19 protein-coding genes are annotated in these 23,442 nt (G+C 55.2%); 11 read left to right on the top strand and 8 right to left on the bottom strand.

Features of this window, described 5'->3' with window-relative positions; translation table 11 throughout:
- Window positions 1-106: 106 nt before the first annotated feature.
- A complete protein-coding gene (locus tag SMB34_RS15715; RefSeq protein WP_037991439.1) occupies window positions 107-2,101 on the top strand; it encodes an autotransporter assembly complex protein TamA in 1,995 nt (664 codons plus the stop codon).
- Window positions 2,098-6,516, top strand: a complete 4,419-nt coding sequence (locus SMB34_RS15710; protein WP_037991437.1) for a translocation/assembly module TamB domain-containing protein — start codon at window positions 2,098-2,100, stop codon at window positions 6,514-6,516. The genes SMB34_RS15715 and SMB34_RS15710 overlap by 4 nt, the downstream gene beginning before the upstream one ends.
- Here SMB34_RS15710 and SMB34_RS15705 read toward each other — a convergent pair.
- Together SMB34_RS15705 and SMB34_RS15700 are read right to left on the bottom strand one after the other, a co-directional pair.
- On the bottom strand, window positions 6,510-7,460 hold the full coding sequence (locus SMB34_RS15705; protein WP_037991434.1) for a sugar kinase: 951 nt from the start codon (window positions 7,458-7,460) through the stop codon (window positions 6,510-6,512). The genes SMB34_RS15710 and SMB34_RS15705 overlap by 7 nt on opposite strands.
- A 27-nt stretch (window positions 7,461-7,487) precedes the next feature.
- Window positions 7,488-8,372, bottom strand: a complete 885-nt coding sequence (locus SMB34_RS15700) for a MurR/RpiR family transcriptional regulator (protein WP_007089337.1) — start codon at window positions 8,370-8,372, stop codon at window positions 7,488-7,490.
- 375 nt (window positions 8,373-8,747) lie between these two features.
- On the opposite strand from SMB34_RS15700, the gene SMB34_RS15695 reads away from it, so the two are divergent.
- The 5 genes from SMB34_RS15695 (at window position 8,748) to SMB34_RS15675 (ending at window position 14,366) form a co-directional block, all read left to right on the top strand.
- Entirely contained in the window at window positions 8,748-9,269 is a 522-nt protein-coding gene (locus SMB34_RS15695; protein ID WP_037991430.1) for a TRAP transporter small permease, read from the top strand.
- Window positions 9,266-10,546 carry a TRAP transporter large permease gene (locus SMB34_RS15690; RefSeq protein WP_007089339.1) on the top strand — a complete coding sequence of 427 codons (1,281 nt, stop codon included), beginning with the start codon at window positions 9,266-9,268 and terminating at the stop codon, window positions 10,544-10,546. The genes SMB34_RS15695 and SMB34_RS15690 overlap by 4 nt, the downstream gene beginning before the upstream one ends.
- 95 nt (window positions 10,547-10,641) lie before the next feature.
- The gene (locus tag SMB34_RS15685) at window positions 10,642-11,697 is read left to right on the top strand and encodes a TRAP transporter substrate-binding protein (protein WP_139192095.1); all 1,056 of its coding nucleotides are present in this window, start codon (window positions 10,642-10,644) and stop codon (window positions 11,695-11,697) included.
- A 90-nt stretch (window positions 11,698-11,787) separates the two neighbouring features.
- Complete coding sequence (locus SMB34_RS15680) at window positions 11,788-13,257, top strand: M81 family metallopeptidase (protein WP_037991616.1); 1,470 nt, start codon at window positions 11,788-11,790, stop codon at window positions 13,255-13,257.
- A 38-nt stretch (window positions 13,258-13,295) separates the two neighbouring features.
- Window positions 13,296-14,366, top strand: coding sequence for a D-TA family PLP-dependent enzyme (locus SMB34_RS15675; RefSeq protein WP_084716651.1), 1,071 nt, complete (start codon window positions 13,296-13,298; stop codon window positions 14,364-14,366).
- Between the two features lie 11 nt (window positions 14,367-14,377).
- Here SMB34_RS15675 and SMB34_RS15670 read toward each other — a convergent pair whose 3' ends face one another.
- A complete protein-coding gene (locus tag SMB34_RS15670) occupies window positions 14,378-14,872 on the bottom strand; it encodes a hypothetical protein (protein ID WP_037991427.1) in 495 nt (164 codons plus the stop codon).
- 202 nt (window positions 14,873-15,074) lie between these two features.
- On the opposite strand from SMB34_RS15670, the gene SMB34_RS15665 reads away from it, so the two are divergent.
- The 3 genes from SMB34_RS15665 to SMB34_RS15655 all read left to right on the top strand — a co-directional run bounded on the left by SMB34_RS15665 (window position 15,075) and on the right by SMB34_RS15655 (window position 17,512).
- Window positions 15,075-15,926 carry an alpha/beta hydrolase gene (locus SMB34_RS15665; RefSeq protein WP_037991425.1) on the top strand — a complete coding sequence of 284 codons (852 nt, stop codon included), beginning with the start codon at window positions 15,075-15,077 and terminating at the stop codon, window positions 15,924-15,926.
- A gap of 138 nt (window positions 15,927-16,064) precedes the next feature.
- Window positions 16,065-17,015, top strand: a complete 951-nt coding sequence (gene lhpI, locus SMB34_RS15660) for a bifunctional Delta(1)-pyrroline-2-carboxylate/Delta(1)-piperideine-2-carboxylate reductase (protein ID WP_037991421.1) — start codon at window positions 16,065-16,067, stop codon at window positions 17,013-17,015.
- The gene (locus SMB34_RS15655) at window positions 17,012-17,512 is read left to right on the top strand and encodes a thioesterase family protein (protein WP_051682330.1); all 501 of its coding nucleotides are present in this window, start codon (window positions 17,012-17,014) and stop codon (window positions 17,510-17,512) included. The genes lhpI and SMB34_RS15655 overlap by 4 nt, the downstream gene beginning before the upstream one ends.
- Window positions 17,513-17,569: 57 nt before the next feature.
- Here SMB34_RS15655 and SMB34_RS15650 read toward each other — a convergent pair whose 3' ends face one another.
- Window positions 17,570-18,079, bottom strand: coding sequence for a GNAT family N-acetyltransferase (locus SMB34_RS15650; RefSeq protein ID WP_037991419.1), 510 nt, complete (start codon window positions 18,077-18,079; stop codon window positions 17,570-17,572).
- Between the two features lie 102 nt (window positions 18,080-18,181).
- On the opposite strand from SMB34_RS15650, the gene SMB34_RS15645 reads away from it, so the two are divergent.
- On the top strand, window positions 18,182-19,420 hold the full coding sequence (locus tag SMB34_RS15645; RefSeq protein WP_037991415.1) for a bifunctional alpha/beta hydrolase/OsmC family protein: 1,239 nt from the start codon (window positions 18,182-18,184) through the stop codon (window positions 19,418-19,420).
- 86 nt (window positions 19,421-19,506) lie between these two features.
- On the opposite strand, the gene SMB34_RS15640 is transcribed toward SMB34_RS15645, so the two are convergent.
- From SMB34_RS15640 to SMB34_RS15625, 4 genes are read right to left on the bottom strand one after another with little or no spacing between them, the layout of a single operon-like run.
- Window positions 19,507-19,854 carry a RidA family protein gene (locus tag SMB34_RS15640; RefSeq protein ID WP_037991412.1) on the bottom strand — a complete coding sequence of 116 codons (348 nt, stop codon included), beginning with the start codon at window positions 19,852-19,854 and terminating at the stop codon, window positions 19,507-19,509.
- Between the two features lie 42 nt (window positions 19,855-19,896).
- Window positions 19,897-21,192 carry a M20 family metallopeptidase gene (locus tag SMB34_RS15635; RefSeq protein ID WP_037991410.1) on the bottom strand — a complete coding sequence of 432 codons (1,296 nt, stop codon included), beginning with the start codon at window positions 21,190-21,192 and terminating at the stop codon, window positions 19,897-19,899.
- A gap of 21 nt (window positions 21,193-21,213) precedes the next feature.
- Window positions 21,214-22,356: an NAD(P)/FAD-dependent oxidoreductase gene (locus SMB34_RS15630; protein ID WP_037991408.1), complete on the bottom strand. Its 1,143-nt coding sequence runs from the start codon at window positions 22,354-22,356 to the stop codon at window positions 21,214-21,216.
- On the bottom strand, window positions 22,353-23,396 hold the full coding sequence (locus SMB34_RS15625; RefSeq protein WP_084716649.1) for a histone deacetylase family protein: 1,044 nt from the start codon (window positions 23,394-23,396) through the stop codon (window positions 22,353-22,355). Before SMB34_RS15625 ends, SMB34_RS15630 begins: the two co-directional genes overlap by 4 nt.
- Between the last annotated feature and the right edge of the window lie 46 nt (window positions 23,397-23,442).

Here is a 23,442-nt window from a genome sequence, read left to right as displayed (position 1 = left end):
CTTGGCAAGTGCCTTAAAACAATAAATGGATCGGACTGCGCGACGAATGCAGCCGGCCGTTGCATAAGTCTATCGGGACCGAGTGAAAATATTGGGGACGTCTTTGGTGAACAGGGGTAAACGCTACAGCCGCAAATCCAGACTGCGTGGCATTGGTGTTGTGTCTGTTCTGCTGATGGGGTCAGCCGTTTCGGGATGTTCAGGGGATGGTGTCTTATCCGAATTTGGGTTCGGTAAGGACAGCGATAGTGCAGCACAGGATGTGTTGGGTGTCCAGATCCCCTATCAGGTCAAGATAGAAGGTATTGATCCGCAGGAGGAAAAGCTGATCAATGCGTTGCGCGAAGTCAGCACATCGATCCGGTTGCAATCGCGTCCCACGCCATCACTTGCCGGGCTTGAACGCCGGGCGGAGGATGATGTGGAGCGGTTCGAGACCGTTTTGCGGGCCTTCGGGTTTTATGACGGGCAGGTCGCATTCAATATCCGCAAGGCCGAACCCGATGATCCGACCATATCGGACGACGAAAATGGCGGCGATGGCGATGACGTTGTCAGCGCGACAAGCGAGCCGGCTGCTGGCGCACCGGCGGGTGGGGAACAGCCTGATCCGGTCGATCTGATTTATCAGGTCGACGTCAAGCAGCCCTATCTTCTGTCTGAAGTGAAATTTTCAATTGTCCGTCCGGACCATACGACCAAACGCGAGGCCACGGATGAGGAGCTTGAGCGGTCGAATTTGCACCTTGGACAGCGTGCGGCCGCAGATCCGATTATTCTGGCCGAACAATATGCCGTCGATATCATGCGTGATCGAGGTTATCCATTGGTGGAAGCGGGCAAGCGAACCGTGATCGCCAATACCACCGAAAAGACCATTTCGGTGACCTATGAACTGATTACCGGTGCGCAAGCCAATTTTGGCAAGGTCAATGTCAAAGGGGCTGAAAGTGTTGATGAGGATTTCATCGCCGGTTATCGCAGTTGGAAACCAGGGCAGAAATATTCCCCCGAAGAAGTCAAAACGACGCGCCGCGATCTGGCGCAATCCAACCTGTTTGACAGTGTGATCGTCAAACCGGTCGGGCCGGTTGCCGAAAATGGTGAAATCCCCGTCGAGATCGAAGTGCACGAACGCAAACATCGCACGATTGGTGGCGGGGTTGATTTTTCAACTGCCGACGGGCCGGGGGCGAATGCGTTCTGGGAAAACCGCAATCTGTTCGGGGCGGGCGAACGGCTCAGACTTGGTATCGAAGGGTCGGGGCAAAGCCAGGGCCTTGAAGCTGCATTCCGCAAGCCGCAGTTTCTTAAGCGGCGTCAGGCGCTGGTCGCGGATGCTTCGGCCAAGAGTTACAGCACGGATGCCTATGACGGCGAACTGGTCGAAAGCTTTGTCGGTATTGAACGCAAGTTTGGCGATTACTGGTCGGTTACGCTTGGCCCAACGGCGGAATATTCCGACCTTACGGGGGCAGATTCGCCCAATGAGCAATTCTATCTTGGCGGTTTGCGGGGTGTTTTGCGGCGCGACAGCACCGATAATCCGCTTGATCCGACCGAGGGCAACCGGCTTGAATTCAACCTATCGCCCTATACCAGTCTGAGCGGCCCGAGCGCGCAATTCACATCCGTTTCATTCAATGGATCTCAGTATTTCGCCTTTGACGAGGACGGGGATTACGTTCTGGCAGGGCGTGGTCGTGCGGGGATGATCATCGGCGAAGACAGATCGGACCTTCCGGCCAACAAACGGTTTTATTCCGGTGGCGGCGGATCGGTGCGCGGTTACGAATATCAGAAAGTCGGGCCGATTGATGAGGATGGTGATCCGCTTGGCGGGCGTTCGGTGCTTGAAGCCGGGATCGAATTCCGCGCACGTCTGACGGAAAGCTTTGGCATCGTGCCATTCATCGAAGGCGGCAACGTGTTTGAGGCAAGTGACCCCGAAGACCTTGATCTGCTTTGGGCGGCAGGGCTTGGTTTTCGTTATTACACGGCGGTCGGGCCGCTTCGTTTTGATGTCGCCGTGCCGCTTGATAAGCGTGACAATGTTGATGACGATTTCCAGATTTATCTTAGCCTTGGACAAGCATTTTGACGTCGCCTGAAAATCCGAAACCATCGAGAGCCACCAAACGCGGAAAGGTCGCCAAATGGGTGCGGCGTGGCACGATTGCGTTCACATGCCTTTTGCTGACCGTGATCCTGATTGTCGGTATTGCTGGGACCGGGCCGGTATTGCGTGCGCTAACGCCGTGGTTAAACACTACGGTTGCAAAGACGATAGAGGGCGATTTCGAACTGGGCCGGATCGAGGGCAGCCTTTGGACGGGGCTTTCGCTTGACCGGTTGTCGATGTCCATGCCGTCATCCGGCTTGGCCGTGGATGTCAGTCAGTTCGGGTTTGACTGGTCCCCGCTGGCCCTTTTGGGTGGGACGCTTCGGATCAATCGCGTCGAAAGTGCCGTGATTGATGTGGTCTTGCCCGATATGTCGGGCGTAGATGAAACGGCAGAGGACGAAGAGGCCGCATCGGGCGGTTTTGCGCCGCCATTGGCCATCGAGCTTGGCAAACTGGCGCTTGGCAATGTGCGTATTTCCGATCCGGCCAGCGGCAAAAGCTTTGAATATGGTCTAAGCGCCAGTGCGGCAATTCGCGAAAACCTTGAAGCGGCCTTGTCACTTGATCTGCAACCGCTTGATGACAGCATTGACCGGCTGCGTGTCGAGCTTGATCTTGATGCCGATGCGCAGCGATTAAAGGCCGATATCGAAGGCGAGCTTGATCGTGCAGGCTTGGTCATGACCCTTGCCGGGTTGGCACCAGAAGATGCGCCAAATATCACGATCAGCCTGAAGGGGGATGGCCCGGCGACAGGCTGGAAAGGGCGGATTGAACTTGCGGCAAGTGACCTTGTGACGCTTGGCGGTGATTTGGGCTTGCGGCTTGATGAAAGCCGGATCGGGTTTGACCTTGATGGTGTTCTGGCAACGCAGGGAGAACTGGCCGATCAGCTTCCCGACCCGTTGCAGGGTGATCTTGATTTGGGCATTGGCGGGCAGTTTGATGCGGATGCCAATATCCTTTCGGTCACGCGCGGCGATATCGCGAAATCCGGGCTTGCGACGATTGGCGCGACGGCGGAAATCGATTTTGATGAGAGTACTCTTCTGGCCGATCTGCACGGGGATATTGATCCGGCGACATCGGCCCTGATCGAGGATGCCGTGACATGGGGCGGGCTTGATGTGACCGCCCATGCCGAAGGGCCGCTTGAATTGCCTGATGTGACGGTGATGCTGCGTGGGGACAAGGTCGTAACGCCGGTATCAACCATCGCGACGCTGGCACTTGATGCCGATCTTCGTGGTGATGAGGACGGGTTTTCTGTTCAAAGCCGGGTCGATGTTTCGGGCAATGACTGGCAGGATGCCGATCTTGGTGCGATGCTGGGCAATGCGCAGCAGGTTGCCCTTGATGCGGCAATCGCACCGGATTTCAGCAATTTTGCACTTGGCAACATCAATATCACAACGCCGGGCATTTCGGTTGACGGCAAGACCGATATCAATGACGTGATGGCGGTGACGGATGGCGAATTGATTGCCGATATCCGTGATCTTGCGATTTTTGCACCGATCTCGGGGCTTGATCTGACCGGGACGGGGCAGGTTGCGATAAGCGATCTGGCATGGTCGGTTGAGCAGGGCGGGACGGCGAATATTGCAATCAAGGCCGATCAGGCCGGGTTTGGCATTGCCGATCTTGATCGTATTGTCGGGGCTGCGCCGACCATTGACGGCAAGCTTGCGTTTAATGATGCATTTGATCTGTCGATCACGCTTGATCAGATTGCCGCGGCGATGGTTTCCGGCCCGGTGCAGATCGATATTTCAAATGAATTCAGTAATTTGTCGGTTAAATCTGAACTCTCGGTTCAGCCCGGCGTGGTGCCACCTGATATCGGTGTTTCCATCGCCCCGGCGACGGTTGCGATCAATCTTGATGGGGATATCGCGGCACCGGTCGGGACCATCAAACTTTCAACGCCATCAGTTTTGGCCGGTGGGCAGAAGTTTGAAAAACTTGATCTTGTGAGCGAAATGCGCTGGTCCGATCAGGCGGTATTGTCGCTGATCAACAAGGCCGGGTTTGCCTTGATGGGGCGCAATTACGATCTGACGGCCGATGTGGTTTTGCCCGCCGGTGGGTTGCGGGTGGATAACATTGCCCTGAGCGGTGAGCGGCTTGAGCTTGTCGGTAGCCTGATGTTGCCAGATTACGCGGTGCCGATGCGTGGCAAGCTTTCGGTGCGTAAACTCGATGCGGTGATGCTGTCGGATTTCGGGGCGTCGGTGACGAATGGTGCGCTAACCGCGGATGTGGCGTTTGTGCCGAAATCGGGCCAGCAGCAGATTGATGTGCATACGAACATCAAAGGCATTCGACTTGCCGCCGAAGAAGGGACAGAGCCGCCCGCAATCGAAGAAATCGTTCTTGCCGGTTCGATCCTGAACGCGTTTGAAAAGCCCGGTTTTGATTTGACCCTGAACGGGCTTGATATTCGTTTTGCGCCGCTTGCGATTAATGAGTTGCAGGCCGAGATTTCCGGCGACCTTTCGGCCATTGGAATTGCGACGAATGCCAATGGTCAGCTTCGCGACACTATTCCGATTAAACTCGATAGCATGGTCGAACTTGGGCTTTCGGATGGCATCAATGTTCGTGCCGATCAGCTTGATATCAATATCGGCAGCCAGAACATAGAACTTCGTGAACCATTGCTGTTTAGCCAAACCGACACAGGGCAGCAGAAACTTGATGCGGCATTGAATGTCGGCGCGGGGCAGGTGATTGCCAAGCTTGATCTGACGCCAAAGAAAAGCTTTGCGGCCAAGGCGCAGATTTCCGAGCTGGTACTAGGCCCGTGGGGAGAGATGTTTGGCCTGAGCGGGCTGGACGGCACAATGAATATCACCGCTGAGATGTCGGAACGTACCGGGGAACTGCCGGTGGCGACCGTTTCGGGCGGGATTGGCAAGATCACGACCGTCGCGGTCAAGGACCTGAAGCCATTTGAAATGGTGCTTGATCTGGCGTTGCGTGACGGTCAGTTCGATGGCAATGCGACCCTTGGCAATGATGAGGCCCAGATTGTAGAGGCGCGCGGCACCGTGCCGCTTGGTATTTCCATACTCAAACAGGATTACACCCTTGATCTGGTGGCTCCGATTGATGCGCTGGTCAAGGTTGATGGCGAAATCGCGCAATTCTGGCCTTATGTCCCAGCCCCTGATCATGTCATGTCTGGCAATCTCAAACTTGATGTGGTTGCCAAGGGTACACTCGATGCGCTTGACTGGAATGGCAACATCGCCCTTTCGGGTGGGGCGTATGAGCATCTGGAATATGGCACGCTGTTAAAGCAGATCACGATCAATGGCGATTTTGATCAGAACGGTTTGCGGGTTTCGGAAATCTCGGCAACCGATGGCGGCAATGGCCGGATTAGCGGGGCGGCCGAGGTGACGTTGGGTGGCGATCCGCTTGTCAGCTACAAGGCGGAGCTTAAGGTTGATAACGCAGCCCTGTCGCGTAAGGATGAACTGCAATTCTGGGCTGATGTGACGGCATCTGTTACCGGAACCGAACAGACTGCTGATATCCAAAGCAACGTGACGCTGCGCCGTGGCGAAGTCGACCTGACCCTTGCGCTACCAGTGTCGGTCTCGACGCTTGATGTCGAGAATATCGAAGATTCCAGGCAGCGTGAGGAAGAAGAGGAAAAGAAAAACGCCGCATCGGGTTTTGTCGGCAATCTTGACGTGACGGTTGATATTCCGGGGCGTTTGTTTGTGCGCGGGCGGGGGCTTGATTCCGAATGGGGTGGCAAGCTTGATATCAGCGGGACAACTGCAGAGCCGATCATTGTCGGGCAATTGCAGGCGCTTCGCGGGCAGCTTGATATCATTGGCAAGACATTCGTGATCAAGGATTCCAAGATCACGTTTTCCGGTGCGACACCGCCCGATCCGTTACTCGATATCGCAGGGGTTTATACCACTGATGATCTGACCGTAACCGCCGGGTTCCAAGGCCCGGCAAGCGACCCGGAACTGGTTCTGACATCCAATCCGTCCCTACCGGAGGATGAAATCCTGTCGCAGGTCCTGTTTGGCAAGTCCCAAGGCAGCCTGAGTGCGATTGAGGCCGTGCAGCTTGCCAGTGCGGTGAACGAGCTTTCGGGTGGTGGCGGTGGCCTTGATATTGTTGGGTCGATCCGCCGCTTTATCGGGGCTGATGTTTTGCAGGTGGGCGGCGGCGAAGACGGCCCGAACGTCAAGGTGGGAAAATACCTGACGGACGGGGTCTATGTCGGGACCAAGACCGGAACGACCCCGGGGTCAAGCGGGGTCGAGGTTGAGATTGAATTGACACCAAATATCAGTGTCACCAGTGAAACCACCGAAATCGACAGCAAGGCTGGCGTTCAGTTCCGGCTGGATTACTGATCGAGTTTGATATCGCTGATATCAACAAGCGCACCGCGCCGTGAAATCACGCGGCCGGCAACCTTTTGCGCAACCGCAATCGCGGCGGGCACGTCACGCCCGGCATTGCGGGCAGCAAGGTATGATCCGTTAAACGAATCCCCGGCCGATGTCGTATCGATGATATCAGTGACCTTGGGCGGTGTGACGGTGCCGGTTTCACCATCCTTGATCGAATAAAAGGTTGGTTCGCCGCCGCATTTTACAACGACTTCTGTTGCGCCAAGCGCATGCCAGCGGTTGGCCGTGGCATCGGGGGTGGCGTCACCAAATAGCGCGCTGTCGTCATCAAATGTCGGCAGGACGGTGTGGCAATGGGGGGCAATCGCCAGATAGGTTGCCATTGCAATGTCCTGATCGGACCAAAGGCGCGGGCGATGATTGGTGTCAAAGCAGACCTTGCCGCCCTGTTTGGCGAAGTTTGCAGCGATATCGATCAGGGTTTTGCGATCCTTTTCCGACAGAATCGCAAGCGTGATCCCCGAAAGATAAAGGCAGTCAAACCCGCGAAGCGCATCGCGCAACACGGCATCGTGGCCGCCCTGAAGCATCTGTTTGGCTGCGGCATCATTGCGCCAGTAGGAAAAACTGCGTTCGCCGGTTTCATCGGTCTGAATGGCATAAAGACCGGGCAGGGCGCCATCGATCCGGCGGACCAGTGATGTGTCGATATTGTCGTGCTGCCAGGCGGCAATCATCGCATCGCTATAGGGGTCGGTTCCCAATGCCGTGATGAAGGAAACATCTGTATCAGGCGCTGCAAGCAGGCGGCTGGTGCGTGCCATATAGGTCGCACCATTTAGCGTATCCCCGGCAAAGCCAAGGTTCGCCGCGCCAAAAATGCTGCCGGGGGATGTTCCGGCAAGCTCGATCATGCATTCGCCGATAAAGGCAGTACGGGTCATTGGGGCCTCGATGGGATGGTGGCGTGATTAGTCGCCGATGGGCTGGCGACCTGTCGGCGGATTGAGAGTCAGCAAAGATGACCTGATCCGGCGAAGTTTTTCAAGCGTTCGGTCCGGCGTGCGCCGGGCAACCGCGGTGGCAATGATATCGATGGTTGCCAGAAAAACATGCCGGGTGGCCGTTGGCTTATAAATATCAGGGTTTTCAGGCATATCAATGCCAATCACAAGGTCGCTTTCGGCGGCAAGCGGACTTTGCGGGTGGGTCATCGAGATGACCTTTGCGCCATATTGGCGGGCAATGGCGGCACTGTGGATCAGTTCGGTCGGGCGGCCGCTGGTGGAGATGGCAAAAAGCACATCTTCCTCGCCAAAGGTCGAGGCCAGCATGCGCTGAAGGTAACCATCACTTTGTGCCTGTGCCGGGATGCCAAGCCGGAAAAACCGGTTGGCGGCATCAAAGGCAACCGTGGTTGAGCCGCCGCCAACGCCCATAAAAGCGATCTGGCGGGCATTGGCCAGAATATCGGCGGCCTTGTCGATTTCGGTGCTTGAGAGCTGATCGCGCAGCAGGCGAAGGTTATCGACAATCACGCCCAATACATGATTGGAAAGCACGTCGGCGGCTGTTGTGTCGTCGGCCAGATCTTCGGGGGCCAGGTATTGCATGCTGACCGCAAGGTTCTGCGCCAGCCGTATTTTGAAATCGCGAAATCCGTCGCAGCCAAGGGTCCGGCAAAACCGGATCACGGTCGGTTCGCTGACGCCGACCTTTTGCGCAAGATCAGAAAGCGCGATGGTGGTGACGTCCTGCAAATGATCCTGAACGTAGTCGGCAACCCGTTGTTCGCGTGCGGGAAAGGTTCCGGCCTTTCGACGCAGGAGGCTGATGATATCGACAGTAGGTTGCATGCAAGCGTTCCGATCATTTTCGAATATGAGGTGTTGTTGCCAACACCCCGCTGATAAATATCACTTTTTCAGTTTGCAGGCGATAGCTGCGATCTTGATCCCGAGATTGCCCATCCTGCCGGATTTAACCGCAAAGCGGGTAGGGCGTTGATTGCCGAAATGCTTGATCGCCGTTGTTGTCTTCCGGTGGTTTTGGGCAGGTGACCCAATAATATAGGTAAAAATGTAGTTTAACTACCTATAATATCATTCGTCTCGGAACATTTGGGGTAATATCTAAGATTATGGTGCAAAAATATGTAGACAAGCTACAAAAATATCCTCAATGTGTAGAAAAATTACACAAAACATTCATCAGCGGAGAGATTGAGTAAGATGGCGCTGCGCCGTGTTGAAACCACAGCCGCAATGATCAGCCGGTCGTTAAACTGGGTGGTCGAACGAGTGATTGCCGTCCTGATGCTGGCCCTTGTGCTGGATGTCTGGCTGGGCGTGATTGATCGTTATATTTTTCACTGGCAACTGCCCTGGCCCGAAGAGCTTGCGCGCTATCTGATGATCTGGGCTGCGCTTTTGGCGGTATCGGCCGGGATTGCGCGGCGTGAACATATCGGCATCGGGATGTTCATCCTCAATACGCCAAAGCCGGTTCAGCGCACGGTGCTGTTCTGTGTCGATCTGATTGCGCTGTGTGCGTTTCTGTATCTGGCGATTTATGGCTTTGATTTTGCCGCGGGCGGTATGCGCCGTCAGGCGATGATTTTTGGCATGTCGCTGATGCTGCCTTATGCGGCGGTGCCGGTTGCGTCACTTCTTGCTGCCATTCAGCTGTTGCTGGTCGCACTTCGCGATCAGGGACGTTTTGTTCCCATTGATCTGGCGGAGGGCGCAGAATGATCGTCGGTATTGCTTTTGTCGTTCTGATGGTTCTGGGCATGCCGATTGGTTTTGCCCTTGGCGTTGCCGGGGTGATTGGCCTTTATGACATGGGCGGGGGCATGTTCCTTGTTCAGGGGCCAAGCAAAGTCTTTAACGGTCTGAACGTTTTCCCGTTTCTTGCCATGCCGTTCTTTATTCTGGCGGGCGAAATCATGAACCATATCGGCATCACCAGCCGCCTTGTCCTGTTTGCGCAGGCGCTTGTCGGGCATTTTCGTGGTGGGTTGGCGCATACCAACATGCTGGCATCGGTTTTCTTTGCCGGGTTGACCGGGGCGGCGACCGCCGATGCGGCGGCCTTTGGCAAGACACTGGTGCCAGCCATGGTTGAACGGGGGTATCGCCGCGATTATGCCTGTGCGGTGACGGCCGCCGGATCGATCATCGGCCCGACCATTCCGCCATCCGGTCTGATGGTGGTCTATGGATCGCTTATGGGGGTTTCCATTGGCGGGCTGTTTGCCGCCGGTATTCTGCCGGGGCTGATGATCTGTCTGATCTGCATGACGGTGATTGCGGTAACCGCCCGGTCCAAGAACCTGCCGAAAAACGAACGCCGCGCGTCGCTTTTGGAAATCTGGAAGATTTTCAAATCATCAATCACGGCCCTGATCATGCCTTTGATCATTCTGGGCGGCATTCTGGGCGGGATTGTCACCCCGACGGAGGCGGCGTCGGTCGCCGTCGCCTATGCGCTGTTTATCGGTATCTTTATTTACCGTGCGCTGACATTTGCCGATTTCTTCAAGATGTTGATCCGCACCGCGCGCGTTACGGGGGTGATTTTCATCATCATCGCCTTTGCGTCGATCCTTGGCTGGTGGCTGAGCTTCAATCGCATTCCGCAGGAAGTCGCAAGCCTTGTGCTGAGCCTGTCGTCTGATCCCTATATGGTCATTTTCATGATCGTCGCCCTGTTGCTGATGATCGGGATGGTCATGGATATCAATGCGATCCTGATCATTCTGGCTCCGGTTCTGGTGCCATTGACGGTTCAGATCGGCATGGACCCGATCCATGCCGGGATCATCTTTGTTCTTGCACTTAACATCTCGCTGATGACGCCGCCCGTGGGTGCGTGCCTGTTCGTGCTGTCGTCTGTCACGGGTGAAAAGCTTGAAAAAATTGCCGCCCAGCTTTGGCCATTCCTTTTGGCGGAGCTGGGTGTGCTGTTCCTGTTTGCCTTCTGGTCCGATCTTGCCCTCGCGATCCCGCGATTGCTGGGCTTCCGGTAACCGGCGGCAATGAAACGCCCCGATCAGGTCCGGATCGGGGCATCAAAACCAAGACCGCGGACAGAAATAAAAGGCCTTAATCAAGGAGAGGTAGAATGAATACGATGAAGCGTTTCGGGGCATTTGCCCTTGCGACGGCCATGCTGGCCAGCACCACGTCATTGGCTTATGCGGAACCCAAGGTTCTGAAATTTGCCCATGACAACAAGGAAGACCCGTTTGAAAACCCGGCGCATGCCTGCACCGCTGTTTTCGCCAACATTGTCGAAGCCGACACCAATGGCGAGATCAAGGTTGAGGTTTATCCGTCCAACCAGCTTGGTTCGGCGGCCGAACATGTGCAGATGGTTCGCGATGGCCTTATTCAGGCGACCCTGACCTCGACCGGGGCGATTGCATCCTATTATCCGCGCATCGACGTTCTGAACCTTGCCTTTGCGTTTGACAGCAACGCATCAACCTATGACGTGTTTGATGGTCCGTTTGGTCAGAAACTGGCGGCGGATATCGAAAGCACCCTTGGCGATGTCAAGGTTCTTGGCTTCCCGGATACCGGCGGGTTCTTTGCCGTGACCAACTCCAAGCATCCGATTGCAACGCTTGAGGACTTCAAAGGCATTCGTGTTCGCACCATGTCGCTGCCGTCGCACCAGAAAATCATGCAGTCACTGGGCGCAGAAGCCTATCCGATGGCGTGGGGCGAAGTGTATGCAGGTCTTCAGACCGGTGTGATTGATGGTCAGATGAACCCGGTTCCGACCGTGACCTTTGCCAAATTCAACGAAGTGCAGGGCTATCTGACCCTGACCAACCACCTGTTTTCGCCCTACACCTTTATGCTGTCGAAAGCATTCTGGGATGATCTGACTGCCGATCAGCAGAAGATTGTTCGTTATGCAGCACAGTCCTGTGTGGTTGCCAGCCGTGGTGTTTCACGCGTGATCGAGGCATCTGATCGCGGTCTTGCCGGTTTGACCGACAAAATGGAAATCACGGCATTGAGCGCGCAAGAGCGTCAGAAGCTTAAAGATGTGACCCAGCCGGTCGTGGTCAAACACGTTCAGGAATCTTTGGGCACGGAAGGCGTTGAACTTCTCGAACTGTTCCAGACGGAAGTCGATAAGGCCAACGCCCACCGCTACATGGAATAATCCATGCGCGTGCGGGTGGTGCTTCACCCGCACGCATTTTTCTTTTGCACATAAAATATGATGATTACAAAGAACAAAAAGGATGGGGTCATGAGGATTTTTTGCGCCTCTATTGCGACCGAAACCAATACATTCTCGCCGTTGCGCACCGATTTTTCCGATTTCAAGGAAAGCTTCTATGCACCGCCCGGACAGCATCCGGTGACCCCGACGCTGTGCAGTGCCGTCTTTACCGAGGCGCGCGTGCGTGCGGCAAAGGAAGGCTGGGACCTGATCGAGGGAACCGCCACCTGGGCCGAGCCGGGCGGTTTGGTCAATCGGGAAACCTATGAACAATTGCGCGACGAGGTTCTGGGGCAGTTGCGTGCGGCCATGCCGGTTGATGCGGTTATTCTGGGGCTGCATGGGGCAATGGTGGCGCAAGGATATCTGGATTGCGAAGGTGATCTGGTTTCGCGTGTTCGTGATATTGTCGGCCCGGATGTTATTATCGGCACCAGTTATGATCCGCATAGCCACCTGACCGAGCAGCGCATTGCGAACGCCGATATCATCGTTGCGTTCAAGGAATTCCCCCATACCGATTTTGTCGATGCCGGGCGTTCGGTGGTTGATCTGGTGTTGCGTACGCTTCGCGGAGAGATCAAGCCGACAAAGGCGGTTTTTGACTGCCATATGATCGAAGTTCTACCGACGTCACGCGAACCGATGCGGTCCTTTATTGACCGGGCCAAGGCGATGGAGGGGGCGGGTGATGTTCTTTCGGTATCGTTTATTCACGGCTTTATGGCCGGTGATGTGCCCGATCTTGGTGCCAAGGTGATTGTGACCACCAACAATAATCCGGCCAAGGCAAGCGAGCTCGCCCAAAAGCTGGGTCAGGAGCTTTTTGGGTTCCGCGGTACGACACGGCCAAGTTTTGTGACCCCAGATGTCGCGCTTGATCAGGCATTGGCAAGCGACGCACGGCCGATTGTTCTGACCGATGTGTGGGATAATCCGGGCGGCGGTGTGCCCGGTGACAGCACGATTTTGCTGCGGGCCGTAATGGCGCGCGGGCTTGGCGATTTTGCGGTTGGCACCATCTGGGATCCGATGGCGGTTCGGATTTGCATATCGGCCGGCGAGGGCGCGACATTGCCGTTACGCTTCGGCGGGAAAACCGGTGCACATGCCGGGGCACCGATTGATGCCGAAGTGCGGGTGAAAAAAATCCGGCGCGACTCATGGCAGTATTTCGGTGACAGCATCGTACCGCTGGGTGATTGCGCGGTGATCGAACTTCCGGGTGGGGGGGAGGTGATCCTGAATTCCAACCGATCGCAAAGCTTCGATCCCAGCCTGTTTTCGAATATGGGCATTGATCCGACGGCGAAAAAATATCTGTTTATCAAATCGACCAATCACTTCTACGATGCGTTCGCCAAGATTGCGGGCGAGATCATTTATGTCGATGTCCACGGACCTTATCCGTCCGATCCGAAAACCAATGGATATCATCATCTGACACGCCCGATATGGCCGATTGTTGATGACCCGTTTGCCGCAATTGCAAGCTGATTGCTGCCACCACCTGATGTGATAAGGACGCTGCCCCGATGACCGGAATGCCCCAATATCCCGAACTTGATACGCCGTGCGCGGTTGTTGATCTTGATATCGTTGACCGAAATATCGAAAGCTATCAGGCCTATTGCGACAAACACGGGATCGGGCTGCGTCCGCATATCAAAACCCATAAAATTCCTGCCTTCGCCGCCCAGCAGATGAAGGCCGGGGCGATTGGCATCACCTGCCAGAAAATCGGCGAGGCCGAGGTAATGGCAGATGCGGGGCTGGATGATATTCTTCTGACCTATAACGTATTGGGCGAACGCAAACTGGCCCGTTTGCGGGCCTTGTTTGACCGTATCAAAAGCCTGCGCGTGGTGGCCGATAATGCGGTTGTGGTCGAAGGATTGTCCAGGGCCTTTGCCGACAGTGCCAAGCCGCTTGAAATCCTGATCGAATGCGATACCGGTGGCGGACGTTGCGGGGTGCAAAACCCGGCAGAGGCCGTTGAACTGGCAAAGAAAATTCAATCGCTTCCGGGCGTGAAATTTATCGGTCTGATGACCTATCCGGCGACCGGTGGTGGTGCCAAGGTTGAGGCATTTTTCACCTCGGCCATGAAGGAACTGGATGCGATTGGCCTTGAATGCCCGGTGCGCAGTTCCGGTGGGACGCCCGATATGTGGTTGGCCCATGAAGTGCCGTCTGTGACCGAACATCGCATCGGGACTTATATTTATAATGACCGATCCCTGATGGCGCGTGGGGTTTGCAAGGAAGATGATTGTGCGCTTCGGGTTTTGACGGAAATCGTATCCTTGCCAACGCCGGGCCGGGCGATCATTGATGCCGGGTCAAAGGTTCTGACATCCGATTTGCTGGGCCTTGACGGATACGGCTATGTCGTGGGGCATCCCGATGTTGCGGTCAAGGCTCTGTCCGAGGAACACGGTATTTTGCATTTCGATCCGGCGACAAAACCGTTTGAAATCGGCCAGCGGATCGAAATCATCCCGAATCATGTCTGCGTTGTCAGCAACATGCTGGATCAGGTGCATCTGGTGCGTAATGGCGATATCGAAACGGTTGATGTTGCCGCGCGTGGTTGCGTGCTTTAAGGCAAGCGTATCTATGCCGGGTCGTGATTGGGCAGATAGCCGGTGAAACCGGTAATCAGCCATTTTCCATCGATCTGTTTTTCGCAGTAATAATGGGTTTTCCAAAGCAGACGGTCGGTTGATCCGTCTGTTTTTTTTATGGTGCCGTTGAAATGTTTGCGCACCAGTGCACGATTGCCGGTGATATCGATTTTCGAAAGGTCGGTGGCACGAAAAACTCCGTCAAACAGGTCTTCGGCATAATCGATTTCCTGTGCAACAATCGCCTGACGCAGCCATTCGTCACGATAGGCTGACAGATCGGGAAACATCATTTTCCAGTCATCCGGATCGTCGGATTTGCAGGCATCAATCGCGTAAAAACCGTCTGCCTTGAAGTCATCTTGCACCATGGACCAGTCGGCCGCGACAAAGGCCGCGATGTCGCGTGGCACCAGCATTTCCCAAATCTGATTGCGATCCGCATCATCGGCGGGGAACGGGCTTTGGATATTGCGGCTGCTCATGGTCTATCCGGCTGATTTTAAAATTGATTTTCGATATTCTGCCATTGCCTTTCAGGTCTTGCAATCACGACCGCATTTGTATCGCATTGCGTGATGGATTTGTGCGTAGCGTTTGCAAAAACCTGAAAAATAAAGAAAGATTATCGGACAGGCTTGATCTGCCGATAATAATTCCGGTCCGGGCAACGCAAACGAGGTTCAGATGAGTTGGGGTGGTTTTACCCTTGCCGAGCTTGAATGGCAGTATAATCCGCGCGAAACCGTGCCGGAATATATGACCTGTTTTGACCGGTTTGTTCGTTTGTCCGACGATACACGGGCAAGTGTCCACCACATGACCGATATCCGTTATGGGGGCGGACCCCAGGAAACCATGGATGTTTATCCGGCAGCCGAACCGGACGCACCGGTGCATGTGTTTTTCCATGGTGGGTATTGGCGAAGCCAGGACAAAAAGGACTATGCGTTTGTTGCCCGCGACCTCAACGCCGCGGGCTTTACTGTCATTTGTGCGAATTATGATCTGTGCCCGGATGTGACGGTGGCGGAAATCACCCGTCAGGCGATCCGTTGCATGACCTTCATTTACCAGAATATCGGCGACTTTAACGGGGATCGGGATCGTATCAGCATTTCCGGTCATTCGGCAGGCGGGCAGATTGTCGCGCGGCTCGCGGTTCATCATTGGGAAGATACCCTTAATGATGCCTATCCGTTTTGTGCGGTTGTTCCGGTTTCCGGGGTTTTTGATCTGGAACCGATCCGGTTCACCAGTATCAACAACGACCTGCAACTTAATGCCGCGACGGCAGCGGATAATTCACCGATGCTTGATGCCGTCCCACACGACATCAAAATGATGGTCGTGGTCGGCAGTAACGAAAGCCCGGAATTTGTCCGCCAAAGCGATGCTTATGCCGCCTATTGCAGTCGGGAAGGACTGCATGTTCCGGTTTATAAGGCATGGGGGGCGAACCATTTCACGGTGCTTGAAGAACTTTATCTTGGCACCGGTTCACTGTTTGGCCATTTCAAACGTTTTTTGCAGCGTTAATTTCACCCATTTCGGGAAGATTTTTGACCGGAAACAAAGTGAAAAACAGTGTGCGATCCTGTGACGCATGTCCTTTGACGTGGTATAAGATATCAACGCTACCACGCTGAAATCGAAAATAAATTTACAGGAAGGCCCATGCGTTTCATCTCTGCCGAAGAAATCGATAAATTCGTCTCGCCCCGCGATCTGGTTGAGGCGCTCCGTCAAGGATTTGCCGATGGCTGCGAAGCGCCGCTACGCAGCCATTTCAACATGGAACGCAGCAATGAGGATGACGCGACGTTTCTGATCATGCCTGCCTGGCAAAAGGATGGCGCGGCCGGGGTCAAGGTTGCGGCCGTTGTGCCGGGGAATTCAGCGCGTAACCTGCCGGCTGTTTCTGGGACTTATATCCTTTTGGATGCGGTGACCGGGCAACCATCGGCCGTGATTGATGGCACCAAGCTGACCACACGCCGGACGGCGGCGGCATCGGCATTGGCGGCGGACTACCTTGCGCGCCAAGATACGCGCGAAATGGTCATGGTCGGTTCCGGGGCGATGGCACCCAATCTGATCAATGCACATGCGTCGGTGCGTCCGATCAAAAAGGTCACGATCTGGAACCGCAATGGCGACAAGGCCCGCGCATTAGCCGCCGAAACCGCCACCCTTGGTTTTGAAGCGGTGGGCACGGATGATCTGGAAATGGCCTGCAAGACCGCCGATCTGATTTCATGCGCGACACTTTCGACCGAGCCGCTGGTGCGGGGCGAATGGCTTCGCGAGGGGACGCATGTTGATCTGGTCGGGGCGTTCAAGCCGACCATGCGCGAAACCGATGATGCCCTGATGCAGAAATGCCGGATTTATGTTGATAGTTTTGAAGGGGCCGCGGCCGAGGGCGGTGATGTGGTGCAGCCGCTAAATGCCGGATCGATTTCAAAATCCGATATTCTCGGCGATCTGTTCGGCCTGACGCGTGGTGAGGTCAAGGGACGCGAGACAGATACGGAATGTACGGTTTTCAAATCGGTTGGTCATTCGCTGGAAGATTTTGTTGCGGCAGTCGCGGTTGTCGATGCGGTGGGAAAGGCCGGTAAATGATCAGTACCGACCTTTTTGCCCCGGAGATGCTGGAAAGCTATCGCGGGACGGTGCCGCAGGACTGGATCGATTTTAACGGGCATGTGAATGTCGGGTATTACGTGGTTGGTTTTGATCTGGGATCTGTGGCGTTTCTGGACGGGGTCGGGATGGGGCGGACTTATCCCGAACGGCGCGGGTTTTCGACCTTTGCGCTTGAAATGCACATCACCTATGACCGGGAAATTCACCTTAACGACCCGTTCGTGATCCATACGCAAATTCTGGATTGCGATCACAAACGCATTCACATGTATCACGAATTGCGTCACGGGACCGAAGGGTGGCTGTCGGCGACCAATGAAATCATCACGATGCATATCGATATGGAAACGCGCCGTTCGGCGGCATTTCCCGATGACATTCAAAAGACGCTTGATCTGATCCGTGAGGCGCATCGCGATTTGCCGGTGCCAACGGGTGTCGGGCGCAAGATCGGTATTCGCCGCAAGGAATAACGATTTTCAATGCTCCGAAATGAGCAAACCCGCATCCAGTGATGCGGGTTTTTGCGTTCAGGCGACCTTTACAAACAGCTTGCAGATTTCACCGCTGTTGTTCACGTCCTGATCGCGTTCATAGGTCAGGCCCAGTTTGGCGAGAAGTTTAAGCGATACGGTATTTTCCGGCAGCGTATAGCCAAATATCCGATCAAAGCCCAGCGTATCGTGGCCATAGTCGATCAGGGCGGTACTGACTTCAAACGCATAACCCATGCCATGATGGCTTTCGGTAATGGCATAACCGATATCGGGTGCATCAAGCGTGTCGCGTTTGACAAATCCGCAAAGCCCGATACTGCATTCGGTTGCTTTTTCGTCCACGATGTAAAGCCCGAAACCGTGTTTCAGATAGCTGCTGAGAAGCCGGTCATCAATAAATTTTCGGGCGGCATCAAGATCATGGATGTTGCGATCCCCGACAAACCGTATCCAGCCCGGTTCGTTCAGCAGTTGCATGATAAAGGGGGCGTCGTTGTGGGTTCCGTGACGCACAAGCGTTCTTTTGGTTTCCAGTATTGTCATACTGTATTACCCTTGGTTTCGTGGTGGCGAAGACAGCATGCTAGCCTAGAATGCGCGTAAATGAACAATGAATTCGCCAAATACCGGCGGCGGAGGTCCGATATGGCTGTAAGGCCGATTAAGCTTAGCTTTGAAGGTGCACTGGGGGCACAGCTTTCGGCACGGTTGGATTTGCCAACGGGGCCGGTTCGGGCCTATGCGCTGTTTGCGCATTGTTTTACGTGCAGTAAGGACCTGACGGCGGCGCGCAAGATCGCGCAGTCGCTGACCATGCAGGGGATTGGCGTTTTGCGGTTCGATTTTACCGGGCTTGGCGGATCGGGCGGTGATTTTGCATCGACCAATTTCACATCCAATCTGGATGACCTGAAACGTGCGGCCGATTTCCTGCGGCATGAATTTGCCGCCCCCCGTTTGCTGATCGGGCATTCGTTGGGCGGGGCGGCGGTTTTGGCCGTGGCCGATAGCGTGCCCGAAGCAACCGCAGTTGCAACGATTGGTGCGCCCGCCGATGTCGAGCATGTGACCCATAATTTCGCCGATTACCTTGAAGATATCGAACGGGACGGGCAGGCCGAAGTTTCGTTAAGCGGGCGGCCATTTGTGATCAAGAAGCATTTCATTGACGATCTGCGTGCCCACAATATTGAAAAATCGGTCGGCAGATTGCACAAGGCGTTGCTGGTGCTGCATGCGCCGATGGATCAGACGGTGGGTATTGAAAATGCCGCACGGATTTTTGATGCCGCCAAGCATCCGAAAAGTTTTGTGTCGCTTGATAGTGCGGATCATTTGTTACGCGATCCCGATGATGCGACCTATGCCGCCGAGGTGATCAGCGCCTGGGCCAGGCGTTATATTACCGACGAAGACCCGGTAAATGACGAAGTGCCAGACGGTGCCGTCGTGGTGCGTGAAACCGGACTTGGCAAGTTTCAGGCGATGGTTCTGGCCGGGCATCATCGTATGTTGGCCGATGAGCCCGAAGATGTTGGCGGGTTTGACAGCGGACCGTCACCTTATGATTTTCTGGCGGCCGCCCTTGGGTCATGCACGGTGATGACGATGCGTATGTATGCCGATCAGAAACAGATACCGGTCGATGGCATTCGGGTCGAAGTCCGACATGATAAAATCCATGCAAGCGATTGTATGGAATGCGGGGCAGAGTTCGAACAAAAGGGCGGCAAGATCGACCGGTTCGAACGGATCATTACCCTGCATGGTGATTTTACCGAGGAAGTCCGGGAAAAGCTGATTGCGATTGCCAATAAATGCCCGGTACATCGGACATTGGAAGCCAAGTCATTGATCGTGACACGGGACGAGCGGGATCGGTAGAATTCATATTCCCGTGCAAATGGCCAAAATAAAAACGCCCGGCGAAATCAGCCGGGCGTTTTGCCTTCGAGTCGGAAGTGACCGGATTACGGTTTTGCCGCAACCACGATGAATTCAACCAGATAGTCCGGGGTGGCAAGTTTGGCTTCGCCGCATGCACGTGCCGGGGTGTGACCCTGCGGGACCCATGCATCCCAGATTTCGTTCATTTTGGCGAAGTCGGCCATATCGGCAAGCCAGATGGTGGTCGACAGGATGTTTTCCTTTGACGCGCCGCATTCGGCCAGAAGCGCATCAACCTTGGCAAGGCATTCCTTGGTCTGGTTGGTGACGTCGCTGCCCGGTTCGCCAACCTGGCCAGCAAGATAGATGGTGTTGCCATGAACAACGGCCTGGCTCATACGGGGGCCGGTGTGAAAACGCTGAACGGTCATCAAAGTCTCCTGATATCAAGATATGATTGGGTTTTGGTATGATTATGCGGCGTGATTATCACGTTTGGTAACGCCGCACCAGTCGGCAATGAACAGGGCAAGGACCTCGGTGACTTCCATCATGCTGGAAATCGAGACCCGTTCGTCAATGCCATGAATTCGTTCGGCTTTCGGGCCATAACAGGTCGCCGGGATATTGCCGTAAATCTGGAAGAACCGCGCATCCGTTGTTGCAGTGGAAGCATAGTTTTTGATCGTATTGCCGGTGACCTCGTGGTGAATGTCGCCGATCATGGTCATCATCGGATGGGTTTCGTCCATGACGCATCCCTCGGCCTGAAAACCGCGATAGGTGATGTCGAATTCTGCCCCCTTGCAGGCCGGGTGATTTTCCATCGCACTTTGTGCAACTTCTTCGATGGTTTCACGCACCTTGGCCAATTCCATGCCGGGATAGAACCCGACACGGATATCGGTCGAACAAACCGGCGGCACGGTTGATGCCCATTCACCGCCTTCGATCTTGCCCAGATTGAAGTTCACCGGATGGATATGCGCACCATAGGCCGCATGACGGTGGGTGGGGTGGTTCCAGATGTCTTCGACTTCTTTCAGGGTTTCAAAAAAGCCAAAGGCGGCCTCGATGGCGTTACTTCCGACTGAGGTATCAAGCACATGCGCCGGACTTCCGGTAACGTGAAGCTGAAACCACATCACGCCAAGCTGGGCGGTCATCAGCGTCTGATTGAACGGTTCGGGAATGATCGCACAATCGGCCCGATACCCGGCATGCAGGCAGGCCAGCGCGCCATTACCGGTGCATTCTTCTTCGACAACCGATTGCAGGATAACCGGGGCAGCGGGCTCAAGCCCCAGATCATGAAGGGCGGCAAGGGCGTTACAATAGGCAATGATGCCGGCCTTCATATCGCCAGCCCCACGGCCATAAAGCCAGTCGCGTTCGACATAGGGATCAAACGGTCCGCGTCGCCATTGCGCCACTGGCCCGGTCGGCACGACATCAATATGCCCGTTTAAAATCAGGCTGCGTCCGGTTTGTTTGGCCGGTTGATGAATACCGACGATATTTTCCCGTCCGTTATATTCCGTCGTAACCGGTGGGGAAAAGCCCGGTAAATCACGCAATGCGTCAATATTGATCGCAACCCGTTCGACCGAAAGCCCCATATCGGCGAAACGATCCGCGACCCAGTTCTGGGCGGATGTTTCATTGCCCAGAAGGCTGTCATGGCGAACCAAAGCGCAAAGGTCGTCAATCGCACGATCCCGGCGATTGGCAACGGCACTGCGCAGTTCATTGCGATCAAAATGGGTCATGGCACGATTTCCGTTCAATCCTTACGCGGTTTGGCCAAGGCCGGGACGGGTGGCGGCAAGGGCATCTTTGGTCACGCCAAGTTTCACCATCCGGTCCGGAACGCCATCGCCGCAAATCAGGCTGGCGGCATATTCACCCATTGCGGGGGCGGTTTGAATGCCATAGCCGCCTTGACCGGCAAGCCAGTAAAAGCCATCGGCATCTGGGTCGAATGCCGATACCGGATCGCCATCGGCAAAGAAGCTGCGCAAGCCGGCCCATGCTTCGCCGGGGCGATTGACCTTAAGAGTGGTTGCCGTCATCAGGCGGTCAATCGTGATGGCGATATCGAGTTCTTCGGGCTGGACATCATGGGGAACCGTCGGCGTCGCATCGGACGGCGACACCAGCAGGCGACCAGCATCTTCCTTGAAATACAGGCCTTCGCCGACATCAGATACCATGTGCCAGCCATGCGCATTGACATCAGATGGCAGATCAACCATCACCGCTGTACGACGTTTGGGGGTAATGCCCAGCGGGGTAACGCCCGCCAGTTTTGCGATTTCATCGGCCCATGCACCGGATGCGTTAACGAGGATTTGCGCCTCATAGGTTTCGCCGCCTGCCGTGACCTGCCAACCGGTTTTGGTTTTTGCAATTGCAGTGACATCGGCCTTGACCAGCAGATCACCGCCAAGCTTTTTGAAATGGCGGATGAAGCCCCAATGCAGCGCATGAACATCAATATCCATCGCATCGGTTTCAAGTGCGCCACACGCGATCAGATCGGTATTAAGGATCGGGATCAGTTTTTTGATATCATCGGCTGTCAGGGCGACAACATTCGCGCCATTCGCGCGGCCTTCGGTAAGCAGTTCGTCAATCGCGCCTTCATTGCCGTGGGCGGCGGTCAGGATCACACCACGTGGGGTCAGGATCGGATTTTCGGTGAAACCTACGGGCGGGTTCAGGAAAAAGTCCCGGCTGGCGGTCGACATCTTGCGGATGATTTTCGGGCCATAGGTTTCGCTATAGAGTGCGGCGGACCGGCCGGTGCTGTGATAGCCGGGCTGATCTTCGCGTTCGAGAACCGTGACGGATTTTCCACGTTTGGCGAGAAAATAGGCTGCTGACATGCCGGCAATACCGCCGCCAATGATCAGGATATCGGATGTTTTCATTTGGGGCTCCCTGCGGTGGTGGCGTGAAAGGCGCTGATAAACTGAAAAAGGTTTTCAGCCAGTGTGTTACTGACATAACCACCTTCCTGCACTAGCACGGTTGGCAGATTGATGCCGCCAATTTTTTCGCCGATTTTGGCAAATCCGCCGGGTGTGACAGCCAGTCCGCCAAACGGATCATCCGATGATGCATCCAGACCCAGTGCAATGACAACCGCATCGGCGCTGAAATGATCGATCATGGCAAGCGCACGATCAAGGGCGGCCAGAAATGCGTCATCGCCGCTGCCAAGGGACAGGGGATAATTGTGGTTGAAACCAAGCCCGGCATCACGGCCGCGTTCTTCGGCATGGCCCCAGAAAAACGGATAGAAATCACGCGGGTCGGCATGGATCGACAGCGTCATGACATCATCACGGGCATAGAAAATATGCTGTGTGCCGTTGCCATGATGCAGATCGACATCAAGGATCGCAACCCGGTCGTATTTGGCACGCAGTTCCTGTGCGGCAATCGCGCTGTTGTTCAGGTAACAGAAACCACCGGCGATATCGCGGCTGGCATGGTGGCCGGGGGGGCGGCAAAGGGCATAGGCCGATCTGGCATTGCCATCGCGGACCTGGCGCGTGGCGGCAATGGCGGTTTGCGCACTGGCATAGGCCGATTGCCATGTGGTTGCCGATATCGGGCAGGATGTATCGCCCATATGAAAACCGGCCTTGCCCGCCGGTGACCTCGGATAGGGGCCAAGCCGGTCAAACGGATGAATACCGGGCACCACCAGATCAGATCCACCAACAGCCTTCCATTCGGCATGGATGGTTTGCAGGAATTTCAGATATTCGGGCGCATGAATGGCGGCAATCGGACCCATGCCGAAATCATCGGGGGTGCGCAAATCAAGCCCAAGCCGTTTGACGGCAGTGGTCAGTATTTCCGCCCGTTCGGGGACTTCGGGGATTGGCCGTGCTTCGCCCGCGACCATGAATGTCTGGCCGTGATGGCGAAGCTGATCGGCTGAGAAATAGGCATGCATCATGGGTGCCGCCTTTCGTTGGCTTTGCGTCGTGGTGTTGGTGGCAGTT

It is taken from the genome of Thalassospira permensis NBRC 106175 (assembly GCF_000714555.1).
In the GTDB taxonomy this organism is placed as follows: domain Bacteria; phylum Pseudomonadota; class Alphaproteobacteria; order Rhodospirillales; family Thalassospiraceae; genus Thalassospira; species Thalassospira xiamenensis.
This window is presented reverse-complemented; position numbering and strand designations above follow the sequence as displayed.